The sequence below is a fragment of the Streptomyces sp. V4I23 genome (assembly GCF_030817975.1).
Lineage (GTDB): Bacteria > Actinomycetota > Actinomycetes > Streptomycetales > Streptomycetaceae > Streptomyces.
Genome location: NZ_JAUSZW010000004.1, coordinates 6683177 through 6707233 on the forward strand (window position 1 = coordinate 6683177; position 24057 = coordinate 6707233).

Genomic DNA, 24057 nt, shown 5'->3' on the forward strand with positions numbered 1-24057 from the left:
ATGTCCGTTCCCTCCTTCGCCCTCGGAGACGACCTGCTCGGCCGGGCCGCCAAGCGCCGCCGGGCCCGCTCGGCGCGCGTGGCCAGCTGGGACCACACCGGCCTGAACGAGGACGCGTTCGTCGTCATGCCGGGCGAGACCGCGGTCCTGGCCGACCTCGAAGGTCCCGGGGCCATCACCCACCTCTGGTTCGTCCAGGGCTGCCGGCTCGTTCTCGGCCCCGGTCTGTTCGACGCCCGGCAGGCCGGCACCGCGATGGTCGAGTTCAACAACGCCCTCGGCTACAACTGGGAGGTCAACGACCCCGACTACTACCGCAAGGTCGTCATTCGCATGTACTGGGACGACCAGGAGCACCCCAGCGTCGTCGCACCGCTCGGCGACTTCTTCTGTGTCGGCAACTCCCTGCCGGCGAGCTTCCAGTCACTGCCTTTCACCGTCTCCGTCAAGCAGGACTCCGAGCGCAGGTTCGGCGGTCCGGCCGCCTTCAACTGCTTCCTGCCCATGCCGTTCAACTCCCGGGCCCGTATCGAGGTCGAGAATCAGGGAGACGCGGCGTACATGCAGTACTTCTACGTCGACTACGAGCTCTACGCCGAGGACCTGCCCGAGGACACCCTCTACTTCCACGCCCAGTGGCGCCGCAACAACCCGTGCGACGGCTGGGGGCCGGACCTCCAGGTCAACAGCCTGGAGACCCAGGTGCCCAACCTGGACGGCAGGGACAACTACGTCATCCTCGAGACCGAAGGCGCCGGCAACTACATCGGCTGCAACCACACGGTCACCCACTTCACCGGGACATGGTGGGGCGAGGGCGACGACATGATCTGGATCGACGACGACTTCCTCCCCGACGGCAGCACCCGCTGGCCGCCCAGCATGCACGGCACGGGAGGGGAGGACTACTTCAGTCACGGCTGGGGGATGCAGAAGATCAACTACCCCTTCCACGGAACGATCGTGCACGAGGACGACGTCCCCGGCTACCAGATCAGCTACCGCTGGCACCTGGCCGACCCCCTCCGCTTCGAGGAGCGCATCAAGGTCACCATGGAGCACGGCCACGCCAACCATCTGTCGGACGACTGGGCCTCGACCGCGTACTGGTACCAGACCCTCCCCGGACCCCGCTTCGACGTCCCACCGGTCGGGCTGCGTCTCCCGCGCCGCCCGGACACCCCGTCGACGAAGGACCTCCCGGCCCCCGACCGTGGCCGTCTCGACGCTCCGCGCAAGGCGATGTACGAGCAACGCGACGCCCGCATGGCCGACTTCGCGGCGCAGCGTCAGGAATGGCTCGAGCGCCGCGCGGAGGAGTCGCGGCAGCGGTCGGCGAGCAACGCGGAGTACGCACGCGAGGTACGGCGCCGGTTCCTCAGCCGAGGGGGTTCAGGAACGTGAGCACGGACTCCTTCTCGTTGATCAACGGCTGGAGCTCCGTATTGAACGGCTTGCCGTAGGGCGCTGCCAGATGGGCCCGGAAAGCGGCCTCGTCCTCGTACACCTCGAAGATCCAGTACGCCAGGGGATCGGCTTCCTTGGTGTACACCTCGAACGCCAGGTTCCCGGGCTCCTCACGGACGCGAACGGCGTAGTCCTTGACCAGCGCGGCGACGTGTTCCTCGTTTCCGGGGCGCACGGTGAACTCGGCCAGCAGAGTCTTCTTCATGCCCTGTTTCCTGTCTCTCGCCGGCGACACCGGCATGGCGGAACGGTGCGGGGCGGGGGGCCGGTTCCGGCACTCCGCCCCGCACCGTCAACGTACCTGCAGGAGCGGTCGGCTTCCTTGGCCGTATCGACTCAGTGCGCCGCTGCGGCTCTGTGAGACTCGGCCCCGGCCTTTGCCTCACCGGCGCGCCGCGGAACGAGCAGCCGCTCCACGAGGTGGCCGAAGATCAGTCCGAACCCGGCCCAGAGGGAGAGCTGGGTGGCGAGGGAGCCGAGGCGGAACTGCCAGAGGACAGCGGCCGGGAAGCCCTCCGGCGCCTCGTTGAACGACGGCAGGAAGGCGTAGGCGAGACCCATGGCGACGACGAATCCGGCCACGGCAGCGACGGTCGCGTTCCAGTTGCCCAGCCGGGGCGCAAGCCGCTTGCCGAAAATGACCGCGGCGACGGCGAGCAGCACGCTGAGCGCGATCAACAGGAAGTACAGGGCCGTGCGCCGGCCGATCGTGCCGGGATCACCGACAGCCGGCGGATTGGCCGGGTACTTCAGGAAGGGCACGACGCAGACGGTCAGCGCCGCGCCCAGCGAGATCAAGCCCGCGGTTGCACGCGGGCCGATGCGGCCGATGCGGCCGAGCGCGACGCAGAACGCCAGGGCGGCGATACCGCCCAGGGCGACGCCGGCCAGCAGGATGCCGGTGGCGAGTCCGGCCGTGGACTGCACGGCACGGCTGACCAGTTCCTCCTCGCCATGGCCGTGGCTGCCCTGTTCCTCGAAGGCGATGGCCGCGTCCACAGGAGACTCGCCGAGCAGATAGGCGACGGCGAAGGCGAGCACACCGGCGAGGAGACCGGCCAGCATGCCGCGTACGAGCAGGGCTCTGACGGGTACGGAGTTCATGAGTGGCTACCTCTGACTTCAGCGGTTGTCAGTGGCAGGGGAAGCCGAGCAGATGACGGCCGTCGTGGACCCACTCGTGCACGTTCTCGCCGGAGAGGAGTGCGACGGCGCCCTGTTCCGCGCCGACGAAGTACAGGACGACGAGCATGAGGACGCCGACGAACAGCGCCCAAGGGGCGATCGCCTTCAGCGAGATGGTGGTGATGGCCGGTGCGGCGGGGGTGGCCGGCGCGGGGGCAGCGGAGAGTGCCATGGCAGAACCTCCTGGGGAACACGCGTCCCGATCGTTGGTGCCTTGGACGACGGTGGCGGGTCTGACTCGCCTGTCCCGATCTCGTATGTGAGGACAGGCTTCACAGTGGCGCGACCGTGCCGGGTTCTCACCGGACTTCCGTCACACCGTCGTCATGTCCACGTGAAAGTACCGCGTCGCGACCTGCGGCGCTACGGCGCGCGGGCCCGTACTCGTGTGCCTTTAGTCTCTATGCGACACGAAAGAGGAAGGGGAGAGATGCCGGTACGCGTGATGCTGGTGGCACCCGCCGTCAATGAGGGTTTGCGCCAAGCGCGTTTCGGTGGGGACAGTCCCCTGGACCAGGTCGGGCAGCAGCAGGCGCGCGCGGCTGCGGCCGGGCTTCCCCCGTCGACCATGCAGACGTCCTCCCCCTCGCTCCGCTGTCGTCAGACCGCCACCGTGCTCGGTATGGACGCCCGGTCCCTGACGGAGTTGGACGATCTGGACGTGGGGCGCTGGCACGGGAGGTCGCTGGAAGAAGTGACCGAGTCGGAGCCGCAGGCAGTGGCCACCTGGCTCTCGGACCCTGATGCGGCGCCTCACGGGGGTGAGTCGTTGACCAGGCTCGTCGGTCGCGTCGGCGCCTGGCTGAACGACCGTGCCGACGGCACGGAAAGGGTGTTGGCCGTGGCGGAACCGGCGGTGATCCGCGCGGCCCTCGTCCACGCACTGGGCCTTCCGCCGCAGGTGTTCTGGCGGCTCGACGTACGGCCGCTGTCGCTGACCGAGATCACCGGCCGGGCCGGGCGCTGGAACCTGCACTGCGGAAGGCCGTTGACTCCGGTCGCAGCGACCACCGGGCCCTGAGGATTTCGCCGCGGACGCGCCCAGGGCTACCTCACGGAGCCGCAGTGTTCCGGGTGCGCTCTTTGCGCCGCTGCTCCTCCTGCTTGCGCCACCCGTACCGGGTCAGGCCCTTCGGCTTGAACACCGAGAGGATCACGATGAGGAGCAGGACCACCAGCCCGCCGACGGAATGGGGCAACGTGCCCGGCAGCTCGCGGGGGTCGGCGGTGCGTGCCGCTGTCTCTGCCAGGTGGCTCACGGTCCGTGTCTCGATCAGCAGGACGGTGGCGGCGAAGACGGTGAGGAGGAGTTTGACCAGCACCCAGAAGTGCCGGAGCAAGCCCCATGGGGTGCCCAGGGCGTTGACGATGCCGATGACGACCGACGCGAGGGCGAGGGGGACGATGGCGTACAGCACCGTCACTTCCATCGCGGCATAGGCACCACGCACCGCCGACGCGTCCTGGCCGGTCACCGCCGTGACGTCGAGAGCGAGGTAGGCGAAGACGGCACCGAGCCAGCCGACCGAGGTGGTGACGTGGGCGGTGAGGACCGCCTTGCGGAGGCGCGGCGGCATGGCCATCAGCGGTGGGCCTCCGGTGCGTACGCGGCCGGGTGGCCGCCGGACGTCTGGATCACGCTGACGCCGGTCGACGGTGTTTCTCCGATGCCCATGTGCCGGCCGGGGCCGTGGTCGCCGCCGAGGCCGGTGAGCTTCACGATCACGGCCAGCAGGATCAGGACGCCGACGACGACGGCGGACACCTTCGCCCAGCGTGGCGCCTTGGGTGGGTCGCTGCGGGGGGACGGGGACGGGTCGGCCATGAGATGTCCTCCACGGGTGTCGAATCTTCGAGCACCATCAGTTTACGAGACACTCTGTCTCTCTCACGTCAACATGTCACGACCGCGTCGACCCGTACAATGCAGGGGTGCCGAAGCTGTGGAACGAGACGATCGCGACGCACCGCCACGCGGTACGTGAAGCGATCCTGGAAACCACCTGGGAGCTGGTGGCCGAGCGCGGTCTGATGTCGGTGACGATGACGCAGATCGCCGAGAAGGCCGGGATCGGACGCGCGACGCTGTACAAGTACTTCCCGGACGTCGAATCGATCCTGACCTCCCACCACGAACGCCACGTCGCCGCCCACCTGGAACAGCTTGCCGAACTCAGGGACGGGCCCGGCGACGCGGGCGAGCGGCTCGAAGCGGTGCTCGGGCGCTATGCGCTCATCTCCCACCACCGCGGGCGGCACGCCACCGAGGAGCTCTCGGCGCTCCTGCACCGCGGCGAGCACGTCACCCGTGCGCAGCAGCAGCTCGTCGACCTTTTCCGCGGGGTGCTGGCAGAGGCCGTGGCGAGCGGTGACCTCCGGGACGACGTTGCGCCCGACGAGCTCGCGCGCTACTGCCTCCATGCCCTGACCGCAGCCGGCTCCCTGCCCTCCGAAGCTGCGGTCCGCCGACTCGTCGCGGTCACTCTTGCCGGGCTTCGCCCCGCGCGTGGAACCATCGGTCCGTGATGTCCGGGACGGTCTGTCGGCGACGGTGAAGGGGCCCGATTACGATGCGGGGCATGAGGCAGCAGGCGTGGCGCGTGAACCGGCCCAGTGGGGTCCGGGCGTACGTGCTGCTCGTGCTGGCTGTGCTGGCCGGTGTGGTGGCCATGCACGGACTGGGGCCCACCGTCCCGTCGGTGCCCTCCCATGCCGCCCACAGCGCGCACCCGACGGCCATGGCCGGGGTCCTGGAGCACGCCGACGCTTCAGGCTGTGATGAGTGCCTTCACGTCGATCACGGCAACGGCGATGCGGGCGGACACACGGAGCATGCCGACGCCACGTGTGCGGCCGGCGGCACGGCCGGAGCACCCGCGCTTCCTGCCCTGGCTCTGTCCGGCTCCGTCACGTGCCCGACCTCGGACATGGCCACAGCCGTTCCCGCGGCGACGCTGGGCGGTCGCGCTCCGCCGTCGTTGAGCGAACTGCAACTCCTGCGCATATAGGCCTTCTTGGCGTGCCCGGTCACTGTGACCGGCGCCGTCTCCGACAGCCATGCCTGATCCCGTGAAGACACAGGAGTCGCACCACCATGACCGCACACCGTTCCATGATCCGCCGTGCCGCCGCTGTGGCGGCCGCAGGCGCGGCCGCCGTCGTACTCGCCGCCTGCGGCGGGGGAGGCGACAGCTCGTCCGGCCACGGCGGCCACGACAAGTCCCCGACGCCGACCGCGTCGGCCTCCGCCCGCCAGGGTGACCACAACGCGGCGGACGTCTCCTTCGCGAAGGGCATGATCCCTCACCACCGGCAAGCGATCGAGATGGCCGACCTGGCGGAGTCCCGCGCAGGGTCCGCTGAGGTCAAGGCGCTGGCCGCGGAGATCAAGAAGGCGCAGGACCCGGAGATCAAGACGCTGTCCGGGTGGCTCACGTCCTGGGGTGAGGAAGTCCCCGAGGAGGGCGAGGGCGGCGAGCACGCCGGGCACTCCATGTCCGGGATGATGACCGCCGAGGAGATGACCGAGCTGGAGAAGGCGTCCGGCGAGGCCTTCGACACCGCATTCCTCCAGATGATGGTCAAGCACCACGAAGGTGCCGTCGAGATGGCCAGGACGGAACAGTCCGACGGCTCGTACCAGCCCGCCAAGGACATGGCCGGCGACATCATCACGTCGCAGAGTGCCGAGATCACGCGCATGAACGAGCTGCTCGGCAAGAACTGACCCCTGGAGCGTCACAGCGGGGACGGCCCACCCCGTCCCCGCTGCCTCCAGGCCAAGCGCCCCCGTTCGGTCCATGGATTTCCAGGAGGCCAGGCCGGATAGCCTGGAGCAATGCTCTCCGAAGTCACAGCGACCCGCTACGTCACGCCCTTGCGTGAGGGCGGTTCGCTCCCCGGGATCGTCGAGGCCGACGATCTCGGCACCTACGTCATGAAGTTGTCTACCTGGTGGCGCTGACCTGCATCGATGCGGCCGTGCCCACCCCTGACCTGCGCGGATGAGTCTTTCAGCGTCTTTCGGGATCGTGCTGCGTTACGCGGTCGATTCTCCCCACGCGCTCCCCAGGACCGGCGATACTCCCCAGATTCTCCCCAGGAAGTGACGTTGGGGCGGGCCTGGTGGCACGGGACGTCATGCCACCGGAGGCGCTGCCAAGGACACGTTGTGTGACTGCCTGCGAGGGCAGGGCAGAAGCCTGGCGCCGAGGGGATGAGCGCAAGGCGTGAGTCTGACTCTGCCTGAGCAGGCTCAAGTTCGAACCGGCCGTCGGAAGCCGACGTCTTTCCGATGACGCATCACGTGGAGTGCGTCGCCATCCTCGAACCGGCCGCGAAGGGCTCCTGATTTCTGATGGGTCGTCAGGCGACTTGCCGGGCAGGTCAGTTCCTCTGACGGGTGGCGTGTGTCGGTGTGCCGCCGAACACAAGCGAAACAGAGTGCTGAGCGCTGGCCAGCCTGAATGGCCGTTCGGGGTCACGATGATGCCTGTTGATGCAGCCGGACGCCCAAGGGGACTCCCAGGCCCGCGAACGCGGGTGGTCTTGGTTCGAGACCGACTCGAGTGCGAGGCCATCCGGTTTCCTGATCACCAGATGCTGCGTGCCTTGCCGTGATCAGCCCTGCTCCATGAACTGAGGACACTGTCAGCGTCGGATATGGGCGACAGTTCCTTCCGTGGCAAAGTCCTTCACGGCTCCTTCTCACTCAGTAGGATCACCGGCGGAGCGGGGCGGGAGACGTGCGGGGGAGCGGCGGTATGGGAGCTGGAGGCCGTCGGCCCTCGGCGGAGCGCTTGCATTCGCGCAGGCGGGCTGCGGTGCGTAAGCGAGTCCATGATCAGGCGCTCGTTGAGGTTCGGGGCTGTCTGAGGGACTGGGACGATGGCCGCGAGGCGGCGCGCGAGGCCAAGGCCGTGGCCGAGACGATCATCTCGCCCGAGTACGAGGGCCGGGTGCTCGTCGAGCTGCTGCAGAATGCGCACGACGCTCACCCGGCGCGCAGCGCTGACGGGCGCATCGAGATCCTTTTCGACGAGGACGAGGGAGAGCACGGCACTCTCTATGTGGCCAACGGCGGCAAACCGTTCGGCGGCAGGGACTTCAAGGCACTCTGCAGCATCGCCCTGTCCAGCAAGCGTGCCGATTCCGGGATCGGTCACAAGGGCGTCGGCTTCAAGAGCGTGTTGCACCTGTCTGACGCCCCCGAGGTCTACAGCGTGGCACGGGAGGGGTCCCGGATCCTCGACGGGTTCACCTTCCGCTTCGCCCGGCTCGACGACTTCGACGCGCTCGCCCGGGAGGTGGCGCCCGAACGCACCGGTTTCGCGGCCCACTTGAGGGAGAACCTGCTCACGCTGAAGGTGCCGGTCTTCCTGGAGGACGCGCCGCCGGCCGCCCAGCGCCTCGCGCGCCGGGGCTTCGTTACCGTCGTACGCCTGCCGCTGAAGTCGGCCGAGGCGCGCTCAGCCGCCAGGGACCAGCTGCGGGAACTCATGGATGACACGGCCCCGTTCGAACTGTTCCTGGACCGCCTGGAACGTGTGCGGCTGGAGTGGCGGGCGGCGGGGGAGACTCGGCGCAGGACGTACGACCGTCAGGTGGAGGTGCTGCACCACTCCCGCGGCCTGAAGGTGCAGCAGGTCACGCTGCGCCGGCGGATTCGGCTGATCGTCGTGTGCGGGAAGGCAGACGCGGACCTGGCCCGGGACGCGATCGCCGCGTCGATGGAGAAGAGCGGGATGCGGCGCGACTGGGCGGCCTGGGAGAAGAAGGCCGAGGTACGCGTGGCCGTCCCGGTCGGCGATCCCCTGGGGGCCGGGCGGCTCTACACCTTCCTGCCGATGGGTAAGCAGATGCTCGCGCCTGTCCGGGGGTACATCCATGCACCGTTCTTCGCGGAGATGAACCGCCGTTCGTTCAACGAGGCAGTGCCGTGGAACGACCTGCTGCTTGACACCGTGGCCGAGTTGTGCGCCCGCGCGGTGCTCGCTGCGGCGGACGGGCGGGCACCGATTCCGTCCGGCGCGCTCGTCGACCTGATGTGCTGGGAGCCCGAGAAGCTGGGGCGGCTGACCTCTGCCTTCCAGCGGCTGGACCACGACATCGCCCAGGTGCCGTTCGTCCCGGTGATCGGGACGCCACCCGGGGCGCTGACCTCCCTGCACCGTGCTTTCCTGTGGGAGGGGAAGCACGGATCCACGGTCTTCACTCCGCAGGAGGTCGCCGCTGTCGGGGTCACGCATCTCGTAGACCCGAAGCTGCACCCCACCCGGCTGCGACGGCTTGCGCCCCTCGCCAGGGCCGTGGGCCGGGGCCTTGCTCCACCCATCGAGCGGCTCGCGTCCTGGGCGGAACGGCTCGCCAAGGCCGCCGTACGCGATCCGTTCGATCCTGACTGGTGGGCGGACTTCTACTACGACCTCTCCCAGGCATTCCCCGACGGGTCGGCCCTGGTCGGCAAGCGGATCGTCATCAGTTCCCGGTCGACGACGGAACCGGCCGGCGGGGAAGGCGTCTTCTTCGACCGCGATGCCCCGCAGGGCGGCTCCCTGCCACCCCTGCCCGACGGGGTGTCTGACCGCCTTCACTTCGTGCATGAGGGCATCGCCTGGTCCGGCAAGGGCCGCAAGCGTAGAGTCCAGGGCCGCAAGTGGCTCAGGACCACGAATCTCGTCCACGACTATGGGGCCGATCGGGTGCTCGAGGTCGTCGCCGCCGCATTGAGCGCCAACGGTGTGGATGACGGCGTACGCCTCGCATGTCTGCGCTATGCCTGCGCGGTCTCCCACGCACTGGAGAGCGGCGGCCGCAGGGCACTCCGTCTGAAGAATCTCCGCGTGCCGACCCGGGCGGGTTGGTGCGACGCGGAAGGGGCAATGTTCGGGCCGGGCTGGCCCGGAGAGCACTCCTCCGTCGACAACACACTGACTCGGTTCCTGGAAAGGGTCCGGGGACTGTCGTCCGTGCTCGACGAGACGGAAGGGCGGCTCCTCCTCCGCCCCGAGGAGCTGTGCGGTGACACGGTCGCTGTGGCGGCGATGTTGCGCTTCCTCGAAAGGCACCAGGTCGCGCATGGACTCCGTACCCGCTCCGAGACCTTCGGTACCAAGGTCAGGGGAGACGACCTCAATCGGCCCGCCCGGTTCTGGGCCCCGTGCCCGCGGAGTGGGCTGCCGCAGTGGAGGACTACCGCTGAGCGCTGGCCGAGCCGCCGTCAGGTCGGCTACACCAGCGTCGATTACCACGAACGCAACCTGTCCGCAGCCGTGCTGCCCGGTCAGGACGACTACGCGGCCTTCTCCGAGGAGGACCGCAGACTTTACGCGGAGCTGATCGTGCACGGCCTCGCCGTCGCCTGGCCCGACGCCGCGCTGGAGATGCAGTTCGTGCGCCACAGCGACCCCGCCGGAACGCCCTGGCCCACTCCGCTAGCCGCCTTCCTCGCCCACGCGCCGTGGATCCCGCAGACGGTCGCCCTGGGTGCCACCTCCGAGGGAGCCACGTTCGCCACGGCCGACACGGCCTGGTGGTGGCATGGTGTTCAGCCCCCGCCCCAGTTCCTCAGCGTGGTGCCGGCGACCTTGCGCAGCAGGCGGTCCGCCAAGCTCTCGGCACGGCTCGGCCTGCTCCGCGTCCGCTCCTGGGACGATTCCGAAACCGCGCTCGACCGGCTTTGTTACCTCCCCGACCTCGTGCAGGCCGACGCCCACCTCCGGGATGGCAGACTTGCACACCAGATCGAACAGGAGTACGAGAAGGCGTGGGTGCAGCTGCTTCCGGCGGGGGCAGGGACGCGCACCGCTGACGGCGGGCCCCTCATGGCACCGCGCCGACTGCTGATCACCCGGGCTGGCGTCCTCGAACCGCTTGACTCGGAGGAGGCGGACGAGACGGTTTTCGTCCCGGATCCGGACGGGGTCCAGAACCGGGCCCTCCTGGACCGTGTCCCCGTGCCCGTGATCCCGGTCCGGGACAAGGAACTGGGCGGTCGCGTCCACACCTTCCTCGACCGGAGAACGACGTTCGACGTCCAGCGATGCAGCGACGCCGAGCACGACATCCAGGCCGACCGGCTGCCCGTCAGTGACGCACCACGCCTCCCGTTGACGGAGTACGCGGGACCCTGGCTGCGCACCCTGGTCGCGGCCCTGGTGGAGTTCGACGAAGAACGCGCCTCACGTCCGGGGCCCTTGGCCGTGGTTGACGTGGACAGCCTGCTGAGCCGCTGCGACGTGACTGTGGCCGACGAGGCGGTCGTCTGGATCGCCGGCCATCGCCTCACCGAGAACGGAGCGGACCGTGCCCTGCTGCACCCGCACCCCGACCGGCCCCGTGTCGTCGTGGTGCACAGTGGGCAGCGCTCCGGCTGGCGGGTGCTCCGCACCGCCGCCCCCGCCGTGGCCGCCCTCATTGGCGCGCCCTACCTCGCGGGCAGCCTGTGGACCGCGCTGACGAAACTGGAGGAGCGCGGCCTGAAGGCCGACCGCGTCCCCGACGAAGACCTCTCGGTCGTCCTGGACCTGCGGCCGAACCAGCTGGGGGCCGTCCTCGCCGAGCGTGCCTCGCAGCGCTCCAGCAGCGAGCGGCTCGTTCCCCTCCTCGCCTGTCTCCATCTCGACCTTGCGGAGGAACTCCGACAACGCGCCGAGGACTTCCCCGACCGCGCCGCCCTCATAGTCTGGCTCACTGGCCGGATCGGCGCACCGGACGCGGAACTGCTCATGCGGCTGCTGGAGGACGACGACCGGGAACGGCAACTGAGTGCCCTCTCCGTGCCCCTTGCCGACGCCAACCGAGCATGGCGCGCGCTGGGCCTCCCGGAGATCGACAACAGGGACCGGCACGAACGGCAGTTCGCTACCTGGCTCCAGCGGAACCGTCCCGCGCTCGCCGCACGAATACGGGACGCCTACGCGGACGTTCACCGGTCCGGAAGCTCCCTGTCCGGGTACGTGAAGCTGCGCGACCTCTCCCCACTCGTGCCGGACCCGGCGTGGCACACGACACTGTGGAACCTCGCCGATGAACTCCTCCAGGCTCACGCGGACGCTTGGTTGGCGAGACGGCTCCCCGCCCCTTCGTCGACGTCCCGCCCGCTGCGGCCGCTCGCCGAGGTGCGCGAGGCATCCAATACGGCGGTCCACAAGCAGGTGCCACGACTGCGGCAACTGATCGAGGAGTGGCAGCGGCTCCACTCCGCAAGTCGCCCCGCAGTACTGCCGCCCGCCCAGGACGTCCTGCGGGAACTGGATGACCACGGACTGCTGGACTTCGAGGTCCTGTCTGTGAAGGCGTTGATCGCCTGGCTAAGGACCCGCGGTTACTGGCCCGAGGACATGCCGCTGTCGGACCGGCGCGCGGATCTCGGGCTGACCGAGACCCGTTCGTCGGAGCCCACAGGGGACGGCAAGGTCACGGGCGGAGGTCGGCCCGGAGGGTCTGCCCCCGGCCCCCATGTGATGCTGAACGGCAAGCCCGTGTCGGCGCGGCTCGACGATCTGGGGGCTCTCGCCCGCGATGTGGCCGCCGACCTCACGCCGGAGCAGCGGGCCACCTCGGCCACGTCTGCTACGGCGCTCGCGCCCCGGATTCCGCAGCCATGCAGCGCGTCCTCGTCCGGTGCGAGGTCGCACGGCGGTTCGTACCAGGCCCCCGTGACTGACCAGGACCGGGCCCTGGCGGTGGGCCTCGCGGGCGAGGTGGCGGTGGCGGCCTGGCTGCGCGAGCAGTTCGGGGTCGAACCACAGGACTCGTGGAAGTCCGGCCTGCGGGTCCATGGGCTCGCAGGCGGGCAGCCGGGGGACGACCGGCTTGGTTACGACTTCCTCATCCACGACGGCGACGCGACCTATCTCTACGAGGTCAAGGCATCCACCGGCAACAGCGGCGAAATCGTCCTCGGCGAGTCCGAGGTGCGACGCGCTTCCCGTCTGAAGCCGGATGAGACGTATTTCATCGTGTACGTCTCCCATGTCCTCGATCACGACCTCCGCGCGATCGCTGTCCTGCCCAACCCATTCGGCGTCCCCGACCTCGCCGGCTACGAACTGGTCAGCACCCAGCTGAGGCTCCGGTTCAACCGTGGTTGAACCACCTGTTCGTGCACGGTTGGCCGTGGGACGACGGAGGCGACTCGCCCTACCCGGCTTCCCACGCCCTCGTCATCCGCCATGACGAGTCGTTGGCTGGCCAGCGATAGGGATCGGCGGATCAGTGGTTGCCGGACCAGACGACCCGATTGGTGAAACTGCCCCGCTCCCGCGCTTGCTGGTCGATGGCCTCGACCACGTGGGTGGCGTTGCCGCCGTTACGTGCTTCGGGCCGCTCAAGGGCACCGGGGCCGGTCGAGGGGGTCGAGTCGTAGATCACCTCGAACAGGGCGTGGTCATCGAGGTGCTGGCGGGTCACGATCCATCCCTCGGGGTCCCCCGGTGGACGGTAGGAGGAGGGCTCCTGCGGCGGGCCGATGATCAGGTAGCTGCCGTCGGGGAGTGAGACGTGCACGGTGTATGCGCTGAGTCCGAACTCGATGTCGCCCTCCAGCCCGCGCTGCCGCAGGGGCGTGGTGATGTGTGTGTGGCGGCGCCACAGCTCCTGATACCAGGCGGTGTTCACGTTGCGGTGGTTGGGGAGCGGTGCGAGTGAAGCCGTGTCGACGGACGTGCGGTGGCTGCCCAAGCGGGAGGTGTCCGGGGTGTCCGTGAACAGCTCGCGCTGTACGTCGGGATTCATGTGCCTCTCAGTGCATGCGGGCGTCGGTGTCGAAGAGCGCCAGCTCGTGGCTGTGCAGGAGGTGCTGCACGATGAAAGATCGTCCGGCGACCTTCCACAGGCCCCTGCCGCGGTTGAGGTGTGCGATGGCGTCCATCTCTACGGAGGTCAGTCCGAGCAGGGAGGCCGCGGCGTGGAGCTGGTCGGTTTCCTGGCGGTAGATGATGCGGGTGCTGCAGTCGGCGAGGAGGCCCTCGGCGAGAGCGCGGCCCTGTGATCCGGCGTCGCCGGCGGTGAGCAGGTCGCTGAGCCTGTGGATGACCATCAAGTTGGCGATGCCGAGGCCGCGGCTCAGTTTCCACTGGGCCTGCATGCGCTGGAGGAGGCCGGCGTGCCTCATCAGGCGCCATGCCTCGTCGTACACGATCCAGCGTCGGCCGCCGTTCTGGTCGGAGAGGGCGGACTCCATCCAGGCGGAGGCGCACGTCATCGCCAGGACCAGCGCCGTGTCGTCGCCCGAGCCGCCGAGCCGGGACAGGTCGATGGTGAGCATCGGTGCGGTGGGATCGAAGGCGACGGTGGAGGGGGCGTCGAACATGCCGGCCAAGTCACCATGGACCAGGCGGCGCATGGCGTGGGCCAGGTCACGGGCCGCGTCGCCGAGTTGTCCCGATACCATCCCGGCGGCCTCGTCGAGCGCGCCGGAGTTGTTGAGGGTGGCGGCGACGTCACCGAGGAGCGGGGTGGTGCCGGTGTCGGCGGCGCGGGTGACGACGGCGTCGAGGGCGATGTCCAGGGCCGTGTGCTCCATGGGCATCAGGTCCCGGCCCAGGACGGTACGGGCGAGGGAACCGAGCAGGAGAAGGCGCCGTTTGCGGATCTCGCCGATCCAGTCGGCCTCGGAGACGCCCGCCGGGCGCGGGGCCGCGTCCAGGGGATTGAGCCTGCCGGGCAGTCCGGGCCCGAGTGCGACGGATCGGCCGCCGAGGGCTTCCGCCACTGGTGTCCACTCGCCCTTGGGGTCGCACGGAACGTAGACGCGGTACCCGAAGGCGACCGAGCGCAGCGCGAAGGACTTGGCCAGGGCGCTCTTGCCCTGGCCGATGACGCCGGCCAACAGGATGTTGGGGTTGGTGAAGCCCTCGACCTTGCCGTACAGCGCGAAGGGGTCGAAGACGAACGACGCCTCGGCGTGCACATCGCGGCCGATGTAAATGCCCTCGGCGCCGAGGCCGCCCTCGGCCAGGAACGGGTACGCGCCGGCGGCTACGGCGGTGGTCATGCGGTGGGCGGGGAGCTTCAGCCGGTTCTTGCGGGCGGAGGCGGGTCCGGGGCGTCCGCTCGGGGGGTAGAGGGCAGCGGGCGTCTCGTGCTCGACGTGTGTGCTCTCTGCCTGGTGGGCGGTGCTTCGGCGCGGGCCTTGGCGGTGGCTTCGGCGAGCTGGCGACGGGCCTGTTTGCGGCTGGCCCGGTCGGTTCCGTGGGGAGTGAACAGCGGAGGCGCGGAGGCGCGGCGGGCGGGGCGGGCGGGGCGGGCGCGGCGGGCGGGCCGGTGGCTCATCGGGGGCCCTCGATTCTGCGGGTGGTGCTCATCGCACGCAGGCCGTGGTGTGCGTGCGGAGGTCGGTGGGGGTGGTCTTGCGTCGGATGATGTGTCCGGCGGCGAGGTGGCGCTGGCAGATGGTCAGTACGGGCGGCCCCTCGGGCAGCCGTTCCGGATGGCACGCGCTCGCCTCGGCGCCTTCTGCCGCCGTGTTGCTGGGCAGCAGGTGGAAGGCCGAGTGGATCTCGGCGGTGGCCTGCCACATGCGGGTGTGGGCGGTGGCGAGGTGGCGGCCGGCGGCAGGGTGCGGTGGCCGGGTGGTCTCGGTGAGCCGGTCCAGGAGCTGGTGCAGGGCGGTGAGGTGGGCGTGCAGCACGTCAAGGTGCAGGCGGTCCACCGGCGTGGGCGGGGTGGCGTCCTGCCGTGTCAGAGCACGGGTGTGGTGGCGGACTCCGGCGCTCGCGGCACGAAGGTAGGGGTGCGCGTCCTCTGGACGCGTGCGAGAGGTCAAAGGTGGTGGTCCTTCCTGCCGGGAGGCAGGGGCGGCAGGCAGCGGTGGCTCTGCCGCAGCGTGATCGGAAAGGGACGGCTCAGGGTTCTCGCCATCGGGCACGGCTCAGGCCGGCGGGGGAATGGTGCCCGGTCACAGAGCGGTGCGGGCGAGCGGCAGCGCGGTGAGGGCGAAGGCGTCGGGCTGCTGGTAGTTGAGCCGTCGCTGGTCGACGCCCGAGGTGACGGTGCTGGTCTCGATCTGCGCGCAGGCGGCGTCGAGGAGGGCGTCGGTTTCGGCCGTGACGGTGACCAGGCCGGTCAGGGCCACGTCCGCGTGCCCGGCGATGAGCTGGCGCTCTCGCATTTTGACGTCGGCGTACTCGACGGAGTCTTCCTCGCTGTCGACCTGTCCACGGCGGGCGCGCCCGTTCGCGTCGGCGATGATCGCCGCCTTCTTCCGCTGGACGTCCCGCAGCGCAGACTCGAGCCCCTGGGGCGCGTATATAAGGGACAGGCTGCGCCGCACTCCGGCTGTGAACATGATCCCGTGCAGGAAGCCCGCTCCCATTTCGGTGCGCGGCCAGTTCTCCACCCAGTACGTGGCGTGGCGGGCGGAGTCGGTGGCGAGGCGGTCGTACTCCTCGACCTGGACGACGGGCCCGGCGGCTGCGGGGTCCGCCTCGGCGAGGCCGGTCTCGGACCACTGCTGGAGCGCGGCGAGGGCCTTCGGGTCGTAGGCGGTGCGGATGACGGCGGCGATCTCCCGCGAGGTCAGCCAGCCTGTGACCATGAGTCCGGCGTTCCGGGCGGCCTGGGCGATGGACGCGGTCGTCTGCTCCATGACGGTGAACGCGCCCGGCAGCCCGCCGCCGGCCTGGCTGATCAGGCGCTTGGCGGCCTTCAGGTCGAGGGAGATGGCGAGGTAGGTCTCGTGCGGGGCGGCGGCGGGGCCGACCGAGGCGACCAGTTCCGAGTAGATCTGTCCGGCGACCGGGGCCTGGGGCTGCCCGTTCTGGGTCCAGTGGCGGGTGAGGGTGTCGCCGCTGTCGGGGACGGTGCGCTCCAGTACCTGCACGGTGGCGATGTGCCCGGTGCGGGCGATTCCCGCGAGGGCCCGTCCCCAGCTGTTGACGTTGTGGTTCTGGGTGGCGGGGTCGAGGAGGGCGAAGGCGCGGGAGGTGACGCGGGCGATGGCGGTCAGCGTCTGGCGGTGCGGGTCGTGCACAGCCGCGGCACCGTTGGCGGAGTCGCCAGGCGTGACCACCTTGAGGGAGGCGGCGGTGCCGGGCAGGTGAAGGACGCCTTCCTGCCGGGGCCGGGTGACGGGCCGGGCGAGCCAGAGCGTCTGGCCGGTGCGTCGGCGCTGCGCGTAGCGGGCGACGATCGGCGCCCAGTCGATCAGGGAGCGGCCGTGCCGGCGGATCGCGACGAGAGCGCCCGACGCGGCCCATAGCGGGGTCAGGGCGACGGCGCCGAGCAGCCCGGGGGAGACCGCTGTCATCAGCAGCAGCGCCAAAGTGCATGACACGAGGACAAGTTGGGGAAGGGAGAGGCCGAGGAGGATGCCGCGACGGGACCGGTGCGGGAATTTCACCGTGACCGGGGCGACGGAAAGGTCAGTCATGGGGCGGGTCCTGGAGGCACGGGTGGGGCCCGGGGGCGGGAGCGCGCAGTACGTCCCGCCCCTGGGAAGCGGGCAGAGGAGCAGGGGCCGGTCGGGGGCGGGGGCGGCCCAGCCGTTCCGCTGGTCGTGGCGTTCTGTGAGTCGGAGGACGGCGGTGCGCCCTGGGGAGGCGGGGTCGTGGTCGGGGGAGCGGACTGCCATCCGCCGCCCTGCCCGGGCGCGGCGCTCGGTCCGGACCCACCCGGGCCCGGGCTGCCTCCCACCTGGCTGCTGGTGTCGTCGGAGACGCTTGTCGGCGGAGGTTGGACGGCCTTCTCCAGACCGGACTTGATGGCATCACCACCGGGCGAGACGCCCGTGCCACCGCCTGGTGAATCTTCCTTGCCACCGCCTCCACCGGTCGACTGGGAGGCGATGTCGCCAGGGAAGCCGCCTCCGCCTGCGGCGTCGGGGCCTTGCGGAGCGGCTCCCGCTCCGGCTGCCGCGCCGCCGGTTCCGGCGGTGGCGGCTGCCGCCGCGGCCTTGCGGGCGGCCTTCTCGGCGTGTGCCTTGGCGATCTGGGCTCCGGCGCCGCCGGCGCGGTGGAGGGACTCGCCGTCGGTTCCGTCGGCCGCCCAGTGCACGAATGTGAAGACGGCGTACGGGCACAGCAGCACCAGGACCATGATCACGATGCCGGACATGACGTCGGCGAGGGCACCGATGCCGTCCTTGGCCTCGGTCTTGCCCATGGCGGCGATGCCGAGCACGAAGATCACGGTCATCAACAGCTTGGAGACGACGAGGGTGGCGGTGGCTTCGATCCAGCCCTTGCGCCAGCGGCGTGCGACCTCCCAGCCGCCGCCGGCGCTGGCGAAGATCGCCAGCGTGACCATGACGAGGATGCCGACCTTGCGGACCATCATTACGCACGAGTAGAGGAAGGCGCCGATGGCGGCGCCGAGACCGGCCACGACCGGGACGAGCCAGCCCAGTCCGGCCAGGGCACCGATCTGGCTGACCTTCACGATGCGGCGCACGGCCGACTCGATGTCCAGTTTCGCGGCCTTGAACAGGCCGTCGGAGATCGCGTCGACCACCTCGACGGCGACCGTGGTGAAGGCGATGGCGCAGAAGGCGAACAGGACGCCCGACATGGTGCCGGTGAATGCTTGTGTGAGGGCTTGACCGTCGCGTCTGACGGCGGCCCGGACGAGCTGCGCGCAGAACGTCGCGACCAGCAGGACCAGGCCCAGCGGCAGCAGCATCTCGTAGTTGTCGCGGAACCAGCCAGCGTTCAGGTCGACCTTCGTGGTGGTGTTGACGGCCTTGGCCGCCAGGTCGGCAGCGGCGGCTGCCAGTTCACCTGCCGACTTCGCCATCCAGTCACCGATGGCCTTGCCGGGATCCGAGGCGAAGTCGACCGCGTCACCGACGGCGCACAATTTGTCTGCCAGGGGGAAATCACAGAAACCCACGGAGAGTTGCCCCTCCTTTCTTGTGTCAGGCGCGGGTCACTGCGTGACGCTCGGAGCGATGGCGGCCAGGGCACAGTCGTGGTGGGGCCGGCACTGCACGGCCAGGGTCACGGCGCGTTCCTCGGCTCCGCCGCCGCCCTTCTTCCAGGCGATCTGCTGCTTGCCGTTGACGGTGACGACGTAGATGTACGCCTCGGTGATCGCGGAGGGGTCCTCGGCGAGGGCCTGCTTGAACGCGGAGGGGTAGTGGCCCTCGGTGACCGTGCCGGTGGCGTGCTGGTCCTGGTCGGCCATCCGCGACCAGGGCACCGGATCAGGGACCTGGCCGGAGACGGACGCCCAGTCGGCGTACTTGGTCTCCTTGGTCATCCATGCGCGCATGCCGGCGAGCTGCTGGTCGCGGCTGGTGTCGCGGGTGTCGTAGGACCACAGCATCTGGGCCACCGCCTTGACGTAGGCGACCGGCTCGGCGATCTGCGGAGGCTTGGGCACCGCCCCCGATCCGGCGGCAGGCTTCGGGGCGGCCTCGGAGGAGGACGGGCTGCTCGCCGGCGCCGGAGCGGCGTGGTCCGGACCCTGGCGGCCGGTCCCGTTCCCGCTCAGCCAGGCGACGGTGGCGGCGGTTGCGAGCAGGACGGTGACGACCAGAGCGACGATCGCGATCCGCTTGTTGGCCGGCCACCCGGTGCCGTAGGAGGACAGGGAGGGGGAGGGGAATCGTTTGTGCATCAGTGGACCTGCGACCCGAGAGCCGAGAAGAACGCGACGATTCCATTTGCGGCGCCCAGGCCGAGAGCGGCGCCCGCGGCGACGACGGCGCCCTTCTTGCCGTTGGCCTCGGCCTGGTGGCCACCGGTGTGGTGGCCCCAGGCCCACACGCCGAGCGAAACGGCGAGAGCGCCGACGACGGCGATGATCCCGAACATGTTGATCGAGTTGACGACGTTCTTCAGCACGGCGAGGCCGGGCAGGCCGCCGCCCGCGGGGGTGATGCCCGGGTCGAAGGCGAGCTGGATGATGCGGTCTGCGAGAGGGAGGGGCATGGGTGTGGCGAGGCTCCTTGCATACGCAGGCCAGGCGAGGGCCGGCGGGAAAGGGGGAAGAGGAGGGGGCGCGCTCGCGGCGCGGGAAAGGCCGCAGCGGCGGCCCGCCCGGAGCGATGCCCGGGCGGGGCGGCGTCAGAGGACGCGACGGGCGGCGAGAATGTCCCAGTCCTTGATCGGCGTGATCCGGACCGGCTTGGACGTGCGTGGCGCCTCGATCACGAGGCCCTCGCCCATGTACATGCCGACATGCTCGGGGCGGCTCGCGGTGCCGCGGCTGAAGATCAGGTCACCGGGCTGGAGCTGGCTGGGGGAGACAGCCTTGCCTTCGTTGACCTGCGTGTACGTGGTGCGGGTGAGCGTGATGCCGGCGTGGGCGTACGCCTGCTGCATCAGCGAGCTGCAGTCGCAGCGGCCCATCGGGTCGGGGCCGTGCGCGTCGGTGCAGCTGCCGCCCCACTGGTACTGCGTACCGAGCTGGTGCATCGCCCAGTCCAGGGCCTTACGGGCCCTGGGGTCGGCATCCTTGGGGATCTTGTACCCCTTCGGGACACTCCCCTCGGGGTTGCGACCGAAGCCGGATCCGTCCTTGGACGGAGCACAGCCAGTGGTGCCGGTGGGGGACTCCTTGTCCGGCTCCTTGTCGTCCTTGTCCTTGCCGGTGCTCGGGAAGGTCTTGGCGATGGCTTCCTGCAGCGCGGTGGACAGCTCCTCCCACTGCGCGTACGCGTCCGGGTAGCCGGACTTCTGCACGGCCTGTGCCGCCTGGGTGACGGTCATCTGCTGCCACCCCTTGACCTTCAGCAGCTCCTTGTAGAAGCGCTCGCTCGCGTAGACGGGATCACGCATCTGCTGGGCAGTGCCCCATCCCTGAGAAGGGCGTTGCTGGAACAAGCCGAGCGAATCCCGGTCACCGTAGTTGAGGTTGCGCAGCCGCGACTCCTGCATCGCCGTGGCGAGCGCGATGATCTGGCCCTTCTTGGGCACGTCGAGGCTGATGCCGGTGGCCACGATGGTCCGCGCGTTGGGGACTTGCACGGCGGGCAGATCCAAGCCTTCGATGTGGACGTCCTTGCCGGACGCTCCGTCGAGGATCTCGGTGACGTGCTTGGCGACCTCGTCGGAGTCGATATCGGTCAGGCACCCGCTGAAAGAGCCGGAGGTCTGCACGGCTTCGGCGGAGGAGGCCATCATCATGGCCGTCCCGGCGAGCAGCAGTGGGGAGAGGAAGACGACGCCGATGCCGGCGGCGACCGCCTTCAACTGGCGCGGACCGCTCGTACGTCAGCGGTTTCGGGCATGGGTGGGCTGTAAGGCGTCATGAACGTGTCCTTCGGGGTGCGGTGTCCGGCGTGCCGCGTGCGCGGGGCGAGTGGAAGGGCGCGGCAGCCGGGGTGGGCGATCGGGGTGGCCAGCGCGGGTGAGTTGCCGCTCGTTCCGCGTGGCCGTGCCGTGAGCTAGGTGTGCCGGGGCAGGGGGTACCTCCGTGAGGGGTGGTGGGGAGAGCCAGTGGCGGTGTGCGCCGGGCGGTTCAAAAACAGTAGGCCCGGATCGGCGGCTGACCAAAAAGTCGGCACGAGGTGCCGGAATCCGGCACCTCAGCACCGGACTTCTTGGTCGTCGACGCATTCACCCCTACAGTTTTTGGACTCCCCTCGCCCTCCTCGGTCTGCGGCCCTGGGCTTCTCCATGCCCAATTCCGGTCTGCGAGGACTCGTATGCGAGACGGGAATCTCCCTCCACGCTTCAACACCGAATTGGGGCCTCTCTTTGCCTTTTTCCCTGCACCAGGGCGACGCTCTCAGCGTCCTCGCCGGCCTGCCGGACGACTGCGTCGACTCCGTCATCACCGACCCGCCGTACAACAGCGGTGGCCGGACCGCGAAGGAGCGCACCACGCGCTCGGCGAAGCAGAAGTACACCTCCGCCGACGCCCAGCACGCCCTGCCGGACTTCACCGGCGAGAACATGGACCAGCGCAGCTACGGCTTCTGGCTGACGCAGATCATGACCGAAGCCCACCGACTCACCCGCACCGGTGGCACCGCGCTGCTGTTCACCGACTGGCGCCAGCTTCCCATCACGACGGACGCGATCCAGGCGGCGGGCTGGCTGTGGCGCGGTGTGCTGGCCTGGCACAAGCCGCAGGCCCGGCCCCAGAAGGGCCGCTTCACGCAGAACTGCGAGTTCATCGTGTGGGCCAGCAACGGTCCGATCGACGCATCCCGTAACCCGGTCTATCTGCCCGGGCTCTACAGCGCGTCGCAGCCGTCCGGCAAGGCCCGGCAGCACATCACGCAGAAGCCGGTCGAGGTGATGCGTGAGCTGGTCAAGATCGCCCCGCCTGGTGGCACGGTGCTTGACTTCTGCGCCGGCTCTGGTTCCACGGGCGTCGCCGCGCTGCTGGAAGACCGGGACTTCATCGGCGTGGAGAAGACCGAGCACTACGCCTCCATCGCAGCCGACCGGCTCACCCAGACCGTCCGCGAAACCCTCGCCCAGGACGACATGGTTCTGACGTCCTGACACCTCAACAGCACGTCAGATAACGGTGATCGGGGTAGCCAATCCGACCGGGTGCCCTCATGCAGCCGTGCCTTGGGAATTCCTGAAGACCGGCTTGTTCCTCGGTGCTTCCGTATCGCCATTACCCAACGGCTCGTAGGAGGCCAGTCTTTCCATGCCTGAACCTGAATCCGTAGAACCCCAAGAGGGAGAGTTGGAGGCCCTGCGTGTTCCGGACCCCCACCTCGAACGTATCGAGGCCAGTGTCCGGCGGCTGATGGAGCAGTCGGCGCAGCAGGCCCAGCAGCTCGACCAGCTCTCCTCCGCGCCGACCGTCGGATCCTCGCCGTTCGCCGCCTTCGGCATGCCGGGGCTCGCCATGCCGACGCCTACGGCTCCCCTCGAGCCGCGCCCGATTCTGGAGCTGGAGGGCGAGGAGTACGAGGACGAACTCGACGCGCTCAGCGACTGGGTCGACGACTTCCTCCTCCCCGTCTACGGGGCCGAGGTCACCACGGCGGCGCCCTGGTGCCTGCAGTGGCAGGAGCACGACGACGTCGTCGCGTGGCTGCACGCCCTGTGGCTCGCCTATCAGCAGCACAAGGACCCTGAAGCCGGGCTCGCCGGTCTGTTCGTGTGGCACCGGGACTTCCTCACCCACGCCATCGCGGCGATCCGCGCACCCGGCGGTCCGCTCTCGGCGTGCATGACGTCCCCGGACCGTCCCGCGCACCGCATACTTCCCGGTCCGCCGCCCTCGGCGCGTACGGAGAAGGCGAACGCGGCGGAACCCGAGGCGCCCGGGTCTGACGAGCCTGGCGAGCCGACGCCATGAGCACGGGGCAGCAGCCGGCCTTCGGCCTCAGCTTCGATCCCCGCGCCCTGACCGACCTGCTCCAGGCACCCGGCGACATCCGCGACCTCACCCTCGCCTATTTGCAGGAAGTGGTGAACGCCGAGCGGTTCGGGATCAGACTCACCGGCGACCTGGAGGGTTACCGCAAGTTGTTCGTGGACCGCCGCAAGGAGTGGCGTGTCGTCTACGGCGTGCGCCCGGCACCCGAAGCGTCCGACCATCGCCGGGAGATTCACGTCGTTGCGATACGCCCTCGGACCCGAAACGACGTCTACGACACCGTCGGACAGCGCCTCGGGATGGCCCGCCGGCCGTTGAGCGCCCGGACCCACGCCGCCCGCTCCCGGTCGCCGCAGCTCGCGACCCAGGGGCCCCTGCCGAAGCCGGCGCCGCTGCCCTCCACGATGCTGGGCCTGCCCCGCCCAGCCCTCGGCCCTTCACAGCACCACCTCCGATGACGTGAGGAGCACTCGCCCATGCCCTCCGATCCCGTGCCGGGTGCATCCCGGCGTACGGTCTGGACCACCGCATCCAGGCCGCGACCGGCAACGACGTCGCCACCCTGTGGGTTCACCGCGACCGCGGAGTCCTCGACGAGCGGCACGCCCGTCTGGTGGACCGGCACCGCGAGCTGGCCAAGGCCGAGACCGGAGTTCGGGTGATCTCGCCGGCCGCACGCGTAAGTGGTTGGATCACTCTGGGACCGTTGATCCTGGGGTGCGGAGTGGCTCGGCCGAAGCCGTGGGAAGTCGACGACGAGTTGTGGGCGGTGATCGAACCGTTGTTGCCCAAGGTCGAGCGTCGGACCCGGCATCCGGGACGCAAACGGCATCCGGACCGGCTGGTGTTCCAGGGCATCCTGTTCGTGCTGCACACCGGGATCTTCTGGGAACACCTGCCACAGGAACTCGGCTTCGGGTCCGGCATGACCTGATGGCGGCGGCTGGCCGAGTGGACCGAGGCCGGGGTGTGGCCCCGGCTGCACGAGGTCCTCCTCGCCGAAATCCGTCGGCGCGAACGTCCTCGACTTCTCCCGAGCGGTTCGCGTTGTCGTCCGGATGGATCAGGCAGGACTCGGCCGTGGCCGTGATGCTCCCGGCCGGCATCACTGGACGCCGCCGACGACGAACGGCCCGCGCTCCGGTTCCGGAGCGCGGGCCGCCGCTGGGA

General features: G+C 69.7%; 22 protein-coding genes, 2 pseudogenes and 1 riboswitch. Of the genes and pseudogenes, 11 read left to right on the forward strand and 13 right to left on the reverse strand.

From position 1 onward, the window contains the following. On the forward strand, window positions 1-1404 hold the full coding sequence (locus QFZ82_RS32695) for a glycoside hydrolase family 172 protein (protein WP_307716554.1): 1404 nt from the start codon (window positions 1-3) through the stop codon (window positions 1402-1404). Here the strand turns inward: QFZ82_RS32695 and QFZ82_RS32700 are convergent. From QFZ82_RS32700 to QFZ82_RS32710, 3 genes are all read right to left on the reverse strand, one after another. After that, the gene (locus QFZ82_RS32700) at window positions 1379-1672 is read right to left on the reverse strand and encodes a putative quinol monooxygenase (protein WP_307716555.1); all 294 of its coding nucleotides are present in this window, start codon (window positions 1670-1672) and stop codon (window positions 1379-1381) included. The two genes, QFZ82_RS32695 and QFZ82_RS32700, sit on opposite strands and share 26 nt — an antisense overlap. 131 nt (window positions 1673-1803) lie before the next feature. After that, window positions 1804-2571 carry a CbtA family protein gene (locus QFZ82_RS32705; protein WP_307716556.1) on the reverse strand — a complete coding sequence of 256 codons (768 nt, stop codon included), beginning with the start codon at window positions 2569-2571 and terminating at the stop codon, window positions 1804-1806. Between the two features lie 28 nt (window positions 2572-2599). Beyond that, window positions 2600-2824 carry a CbtB-domain containing protein gene (locus tag QFZ82_RS32710; protein WP_307716557.1) on the reverse strand — a complete coding sequence of 75 codons (225 nt, stop codon included), beginning with the start codon at window positions 2822-2824 and terminating at the stop codon, window positions 2600-2602. Window positions 2825-2860: 36 nt separating this feature from the next. Beyond that, window positions 2861-3015: riboswitch (cobalamin riboswitch) on the reverse strand. A 67-nt stretch (window positions 3016-3082) separates the two neighbouring features. On the opposite strand from QFZ82_RS32710, the gene QFZ82_RS32715 reads away from it, so the two are divergent. After that, window positions 3083-3673 carry a histidine phosphatase family protein gene (locus tag QFZ82_RS32715; RefSeq protein WP_307716558.1) on the forward strand — a complete coding sequence of 197 codons (591 nt, stop codon included), beginning with the start codon at window positions 3083-3085 and terminating at the stop codon, window positions 3671-3673. Between the two features lie 31 nt (window positions 3674-3704). Here the strand turns inward: QFZ82_RS32715 and QFZ82_RS32720 are convergent, their stop codons facing one another. Together QFZ82_RS32720 and QFZ82_RS32725 are read right to left on the reverse strand one after the other, a co-directional pair. After that, a complete protein-coding gene (locus QFZ82_RS32720; protein WP_307716559.1) occupies window positions 3705-4235 on the reverse strand; it encodes a hypothetical protein in 531 nt (176 codons plus the stop codon). Continuing rightward, on the reverse strand, window positions 4235-4477 hold the full coding sequence (locus tag QFZ82_RS32725; RefSeq protein ID WP_307716560.1) for a hypothetical protein: 243 nt from the start codon (window positions 4475-4477) through the stop codon (window positions 4235-4237). Before QFZ82_RS32725 ends, QFZ82_RS32720 begins: the two co-directional genes overlap by 1 nt. Before the next feature lie 107 nt (window positions 4478-4584). Here QFZ82_RS32725 and QFZ82_RS32730 point away from each other — a divergent pair, with 107 nt between their 5' ends. The 5 genes from QFZ82_RS32730 (at window position 4585) to QFZ82_RS32750 (ending at window position 12746) form a co-directional block, all read left to right on the forward strand. Continuing rightward, complete coding sequence (locus QFZ82_RS32730) at window positions 4585-5178, forward strand: TetR/AcrR family transcriptional regulator (protein WP_307716561.1); 594 nt, start codon at window positions 4585-4587, stop codon at window positions 5176-5178. 53 nt (window positions 5179-5231) lie between these two features. Then, entirely contained in the window at window positions 5232-5660 is a 429-nt protein-coding gene (locus tag QFZ82_RS32735; protein WP_307716562.1) for a DUF6153 family protein, read from the forward strand. Between the two features lie 86 nt (window positions 5661-5746). Then, complete coding sequence (locus tag QFZ82_RS32740) at window positions 5747-6379, forward strand: DUF305 domain-containing protein (protein WP_307716563.1); 633 nt, start codon at window positions 5747-5749, stop codon at window positions 6377-6379. A 111-nt stretch (window positions 6380-6490) separates the two neighbouring features. Further along, complete coding sequence (locus tag QFZ82_RS32745; RefSeq protein ID WP_307717998.1) at window positions 6491-6616, forward strand: hypothetical protein; 126 nt, start codon at window positions 6491-6493, stop codon at window positions 6614-6616. Window positions 6617-7475: 859 nt separating this feature from the next. Beyond that, entirely contained in the window at window positions 7476-12746 is a 5271-nt protein-coding gene (locus QFZ82_RS32750; RefSeq protein ID WP_307716564.1) for a sacsin N-terminal ATP-binding-like domain-containing protein, read from the forward strand. A gap of 121 nt (window positions 12747-12867) precedes the next feature. Here the strand turns inward: QFZ82_RS32750 and QFZ82_RS32755 are convergent, their stop codons facing one another. The 8 genes and pseudogenes from QFZ82_RS32755 to QFZ82_RS32790 all read right to left on the reverse strand — a co-directional run bounded on the left by QFZ82_RS32755 (window position 12868) and on the right by QFZ82_RS32790 (window position 20789). Next, window positions 12868-13389: a hypothetical protein gene (locus QFZ82_RS32755; RefSeq protein ID WP_307716565.1), complete on the reverse strand. Its 522-nt coding sequence runs from the start codon at window positions 13387-13389 to the stop codon at window positions 12868-12870. Window positions 13390-13396: 7 nt separating this feature from the next. Beyond that, window positions 13397-14928: pseudogene (locus tag QFZ82_RS32760) on the reverse strand (VirB4 family type IV secretion system protein). 28 nt (window positions 14929-14956) lie between these two features. Then, window positions 14957-15421: a DUF6238 family protein gene (locus QFZ82_RS32765; protein ID WP_307716566.1), complete on the reverse strand. Its 465-nt coding sequence runs from the start codon at window positions 15419-15421 to the stop codon at window positions 14957-14959. A gap of 132 nt (window positions 15422-15553) precedes the next feature. Next, window positions 15554-17026 (reverse strand): SCO6880 family protein, encoded by a 1473-nt coding sequence (locus QFZ82_RS32770; protein WP_307716567.1) that lies wholly within the window; start codon window positions 17024-17026, stop codon window positions 15554-15556. Beyond that, window positions 17023-18483, reverse strand: coding sequence for an ATP-binding protein (locus QFZ82_RS32775; protein WP_307716568.1), 1461 nt, complete (start codon window positions 18481-18483; stop codon window positions 17023-17025). Before QFZ82_RS32775 ends, QFZ82_RS32770 begins: the two co-directional genes overlap by 4 nt. 36 nt (window positions 18484-18519) lie before the next feature. After that, window positions 18520-19212 carry a hypothetical protein gene (locus QFZ82_RS32780; protein ID WP_307716569.1) on the reverse strand — a complete coding sequence of 231 codons (693 nt, stop codon included), beginning with the start codon at window positions 19210-19212 and terminating at the stop codon, window positions 18520-18522. Then, a complete protein-coding gene (locus tag QFZ82_RS32785) occupies window positions 19212-19526 on the reverse strand; it encodes a DUF6112 family protein (RefSeq protein WP_307716570.1) in 315 nt (104 codons plus the stop codon). Before QFZ82_RS32785 ends, QFZ82_RS32780 begins: the two co-directional genes overlap by 1 nt. 135 nt (window positions 19527-19661) lie before the next feature. Further along, on the reverse strand, window positions 19662-20789 hold the full coding sequence (locus QFZ82_RS32790; RefSeq protein WP_307716571.1) for a C40 family peptidase: 1128 nt from the start codon (window positions 20787-20789) through the stop codon (window positions 19662-19664). A 507-nt stretch (window positions 20790-21296) separates the two neighbouring features. On the opposite strand from QFZ82_RS32790, the gene QFZ82_RS32795 reads away from it, so the two are divergent. The 4 genes and pseudogenes from QFZ82_RS32795 to QFZ82_RS32810 all read left to right on the forward strand — a co-directional run. Then, a complete protein-coding gene (locus QFZ82_RS32795; protein ID WP_307716572.1) occupies window positions 21297-22052 on the forward strand; it encodes a site-specific DNA-methyltransferase in 756 nt (251 codons plus the stop codon). A gap of 256 nt (window positions 22053-22308) precedes the next feature. Next, entirely contained in the window at window positions 22309-22866 is a 558-nt protein-coding gene (locus QFZ82_RS32800) for a DUF4913 domain-containing protein (protein ID WP_307717915.1), read from the forward strand. Continuing rightward, the gene (locus tag QFZ82_RS32805) at window positions 22863-23345 is read left to right on the forward strand and encodes a hypothetical protein (protein ID WP_307716573.1); all 483 of its coding nucleotides are present in this window, start codon (window positions 22863-22865) and stop codon (window positions 23343-23345) included. Before QFZ82_RS32800 ends, QFZ82_RS32805 begins: the two co-directional genes overlap by 4 nt. Before the next feature lie 266 nt (window positions 23346-23611). Next, a pseudogene (locus QFZ82_RS32810) lies at window positions 23612-23884 on the forward strand (transposase); the annotation flags it as partial. Window positions 23885-24057 lie beyond the last annotated feature (173 nt).

Coding starts and splice junctions, on each gene's coding strand:
- QFZ82_RS32695 (WP_307716554.1), top strand. CDS start 1: ATGTCCGTTCCCTCCTTCGCCCTCGGAGACGACCTGCTCGGCCGGGCC.
- QFZ82_RS32700 (WP_307716555.1), bottom strand. CDS start 1,672: ATGAAGAAGACTCTGCTGGCCGAGTTCACCGTGCGCCCCGGAAACGAG.
- QFZ82_RS32705 (WP_307716556.1), bottom strand. CDS start 2,571: ATGAACTCCGTACCCGTCAGAGCCCTGCTCGTACGCGGCATGCTGGCC.
- QFZ82_RS32710 (WP_307716557.1), bottom strand. CDS start 2,824: ATGGCACTCTCCGCTGCCCCCGCGCCGGCCACCCCCGCCGCACCGGCC.
- QFZ82_RS32715 (WP_307716558.1), top strand. CDS start 3,083: ATGCCGGTACGCGTGATGCTGGTGGCACCCGCCGTCAATGAGGGTTTG.
- QFZ82_RS32720 (WP_307716559.1), bottom strand. CDS start 4,235: ATGGCCATGCCGCCGCGCCTCCGCAAGGCGGTCCTCACCGCCCACGTC.
- QFZ82_RS32725 (WP_307716560.1), bottom strand. CDS start 4,477: ATGGCCGACCCGTCCCCGTCCCCCCGCAGCGACCCACCCAAGGCGCCA.
- QFZ82_RS32735 (WP_307716562.1), top strand. CDS start 5,232: ATGAGGCAGCAGGCGTGGCGCGTGAACCGGCCCAGTGGGGTCCGGGCG.
- QFZ82_RS32740 (WP_307716563.1), top strand. CDS start 5,747: ATGACCGCACACCGTTCCATGATCCGCCGTGCCGCCGCTGTGGCGGCC.
- QFZ82_RS32745 (WP_307717998.1), top strand. CDS start 6,491: ATGCTCTCCGAAGTCACAGCGACCCGCTACGTCACGCCCTTGCGTGAG.
- QFZ82_RS32755 (WP_307716565.1), bottom strand. CDS start 13,389: ATGAATCCCGACGTACAGCGCGAGCTGTTCACGGACACCCCGGACACC.
- QFZ82_RS32770 (WP_307716567.1), bottom strand. CDS start 17,026: ATGACTGACCTTTCCGTCGCCCCGGTCACGGTGAAATTCCCGCACCGG.
- QFZ82_RS32780 (WP_307716569.1), bottom strand. CDS start 19,212: ATGCACAAACGATTCCCCTCCCCCTCCCTGTCCTCCTACGGCACCGGG.
- QFZ82_RS32785 (WP_307716570.1), bottom strand. CDS start 19,526: ATGCCCCTCCCTCTCGCAGACCGCATCATCCAGCTCGCCTTCGACCCG.
- QFZ82_RS32800 (WP_307717915.1), top strand. CDS start 22,309: ATGGAGCAGTCGGCGCAGCAGGCCCAGCAGCTCGACCAGCTCTCCTCC.
- QFZ82_RS32805 (WP_307716573.1), top strand. CDS start 22,863: ATGAGCACGGGGCAGCAGCCGGCCTTCGGCCTCAGCTTCGATCCCCGC.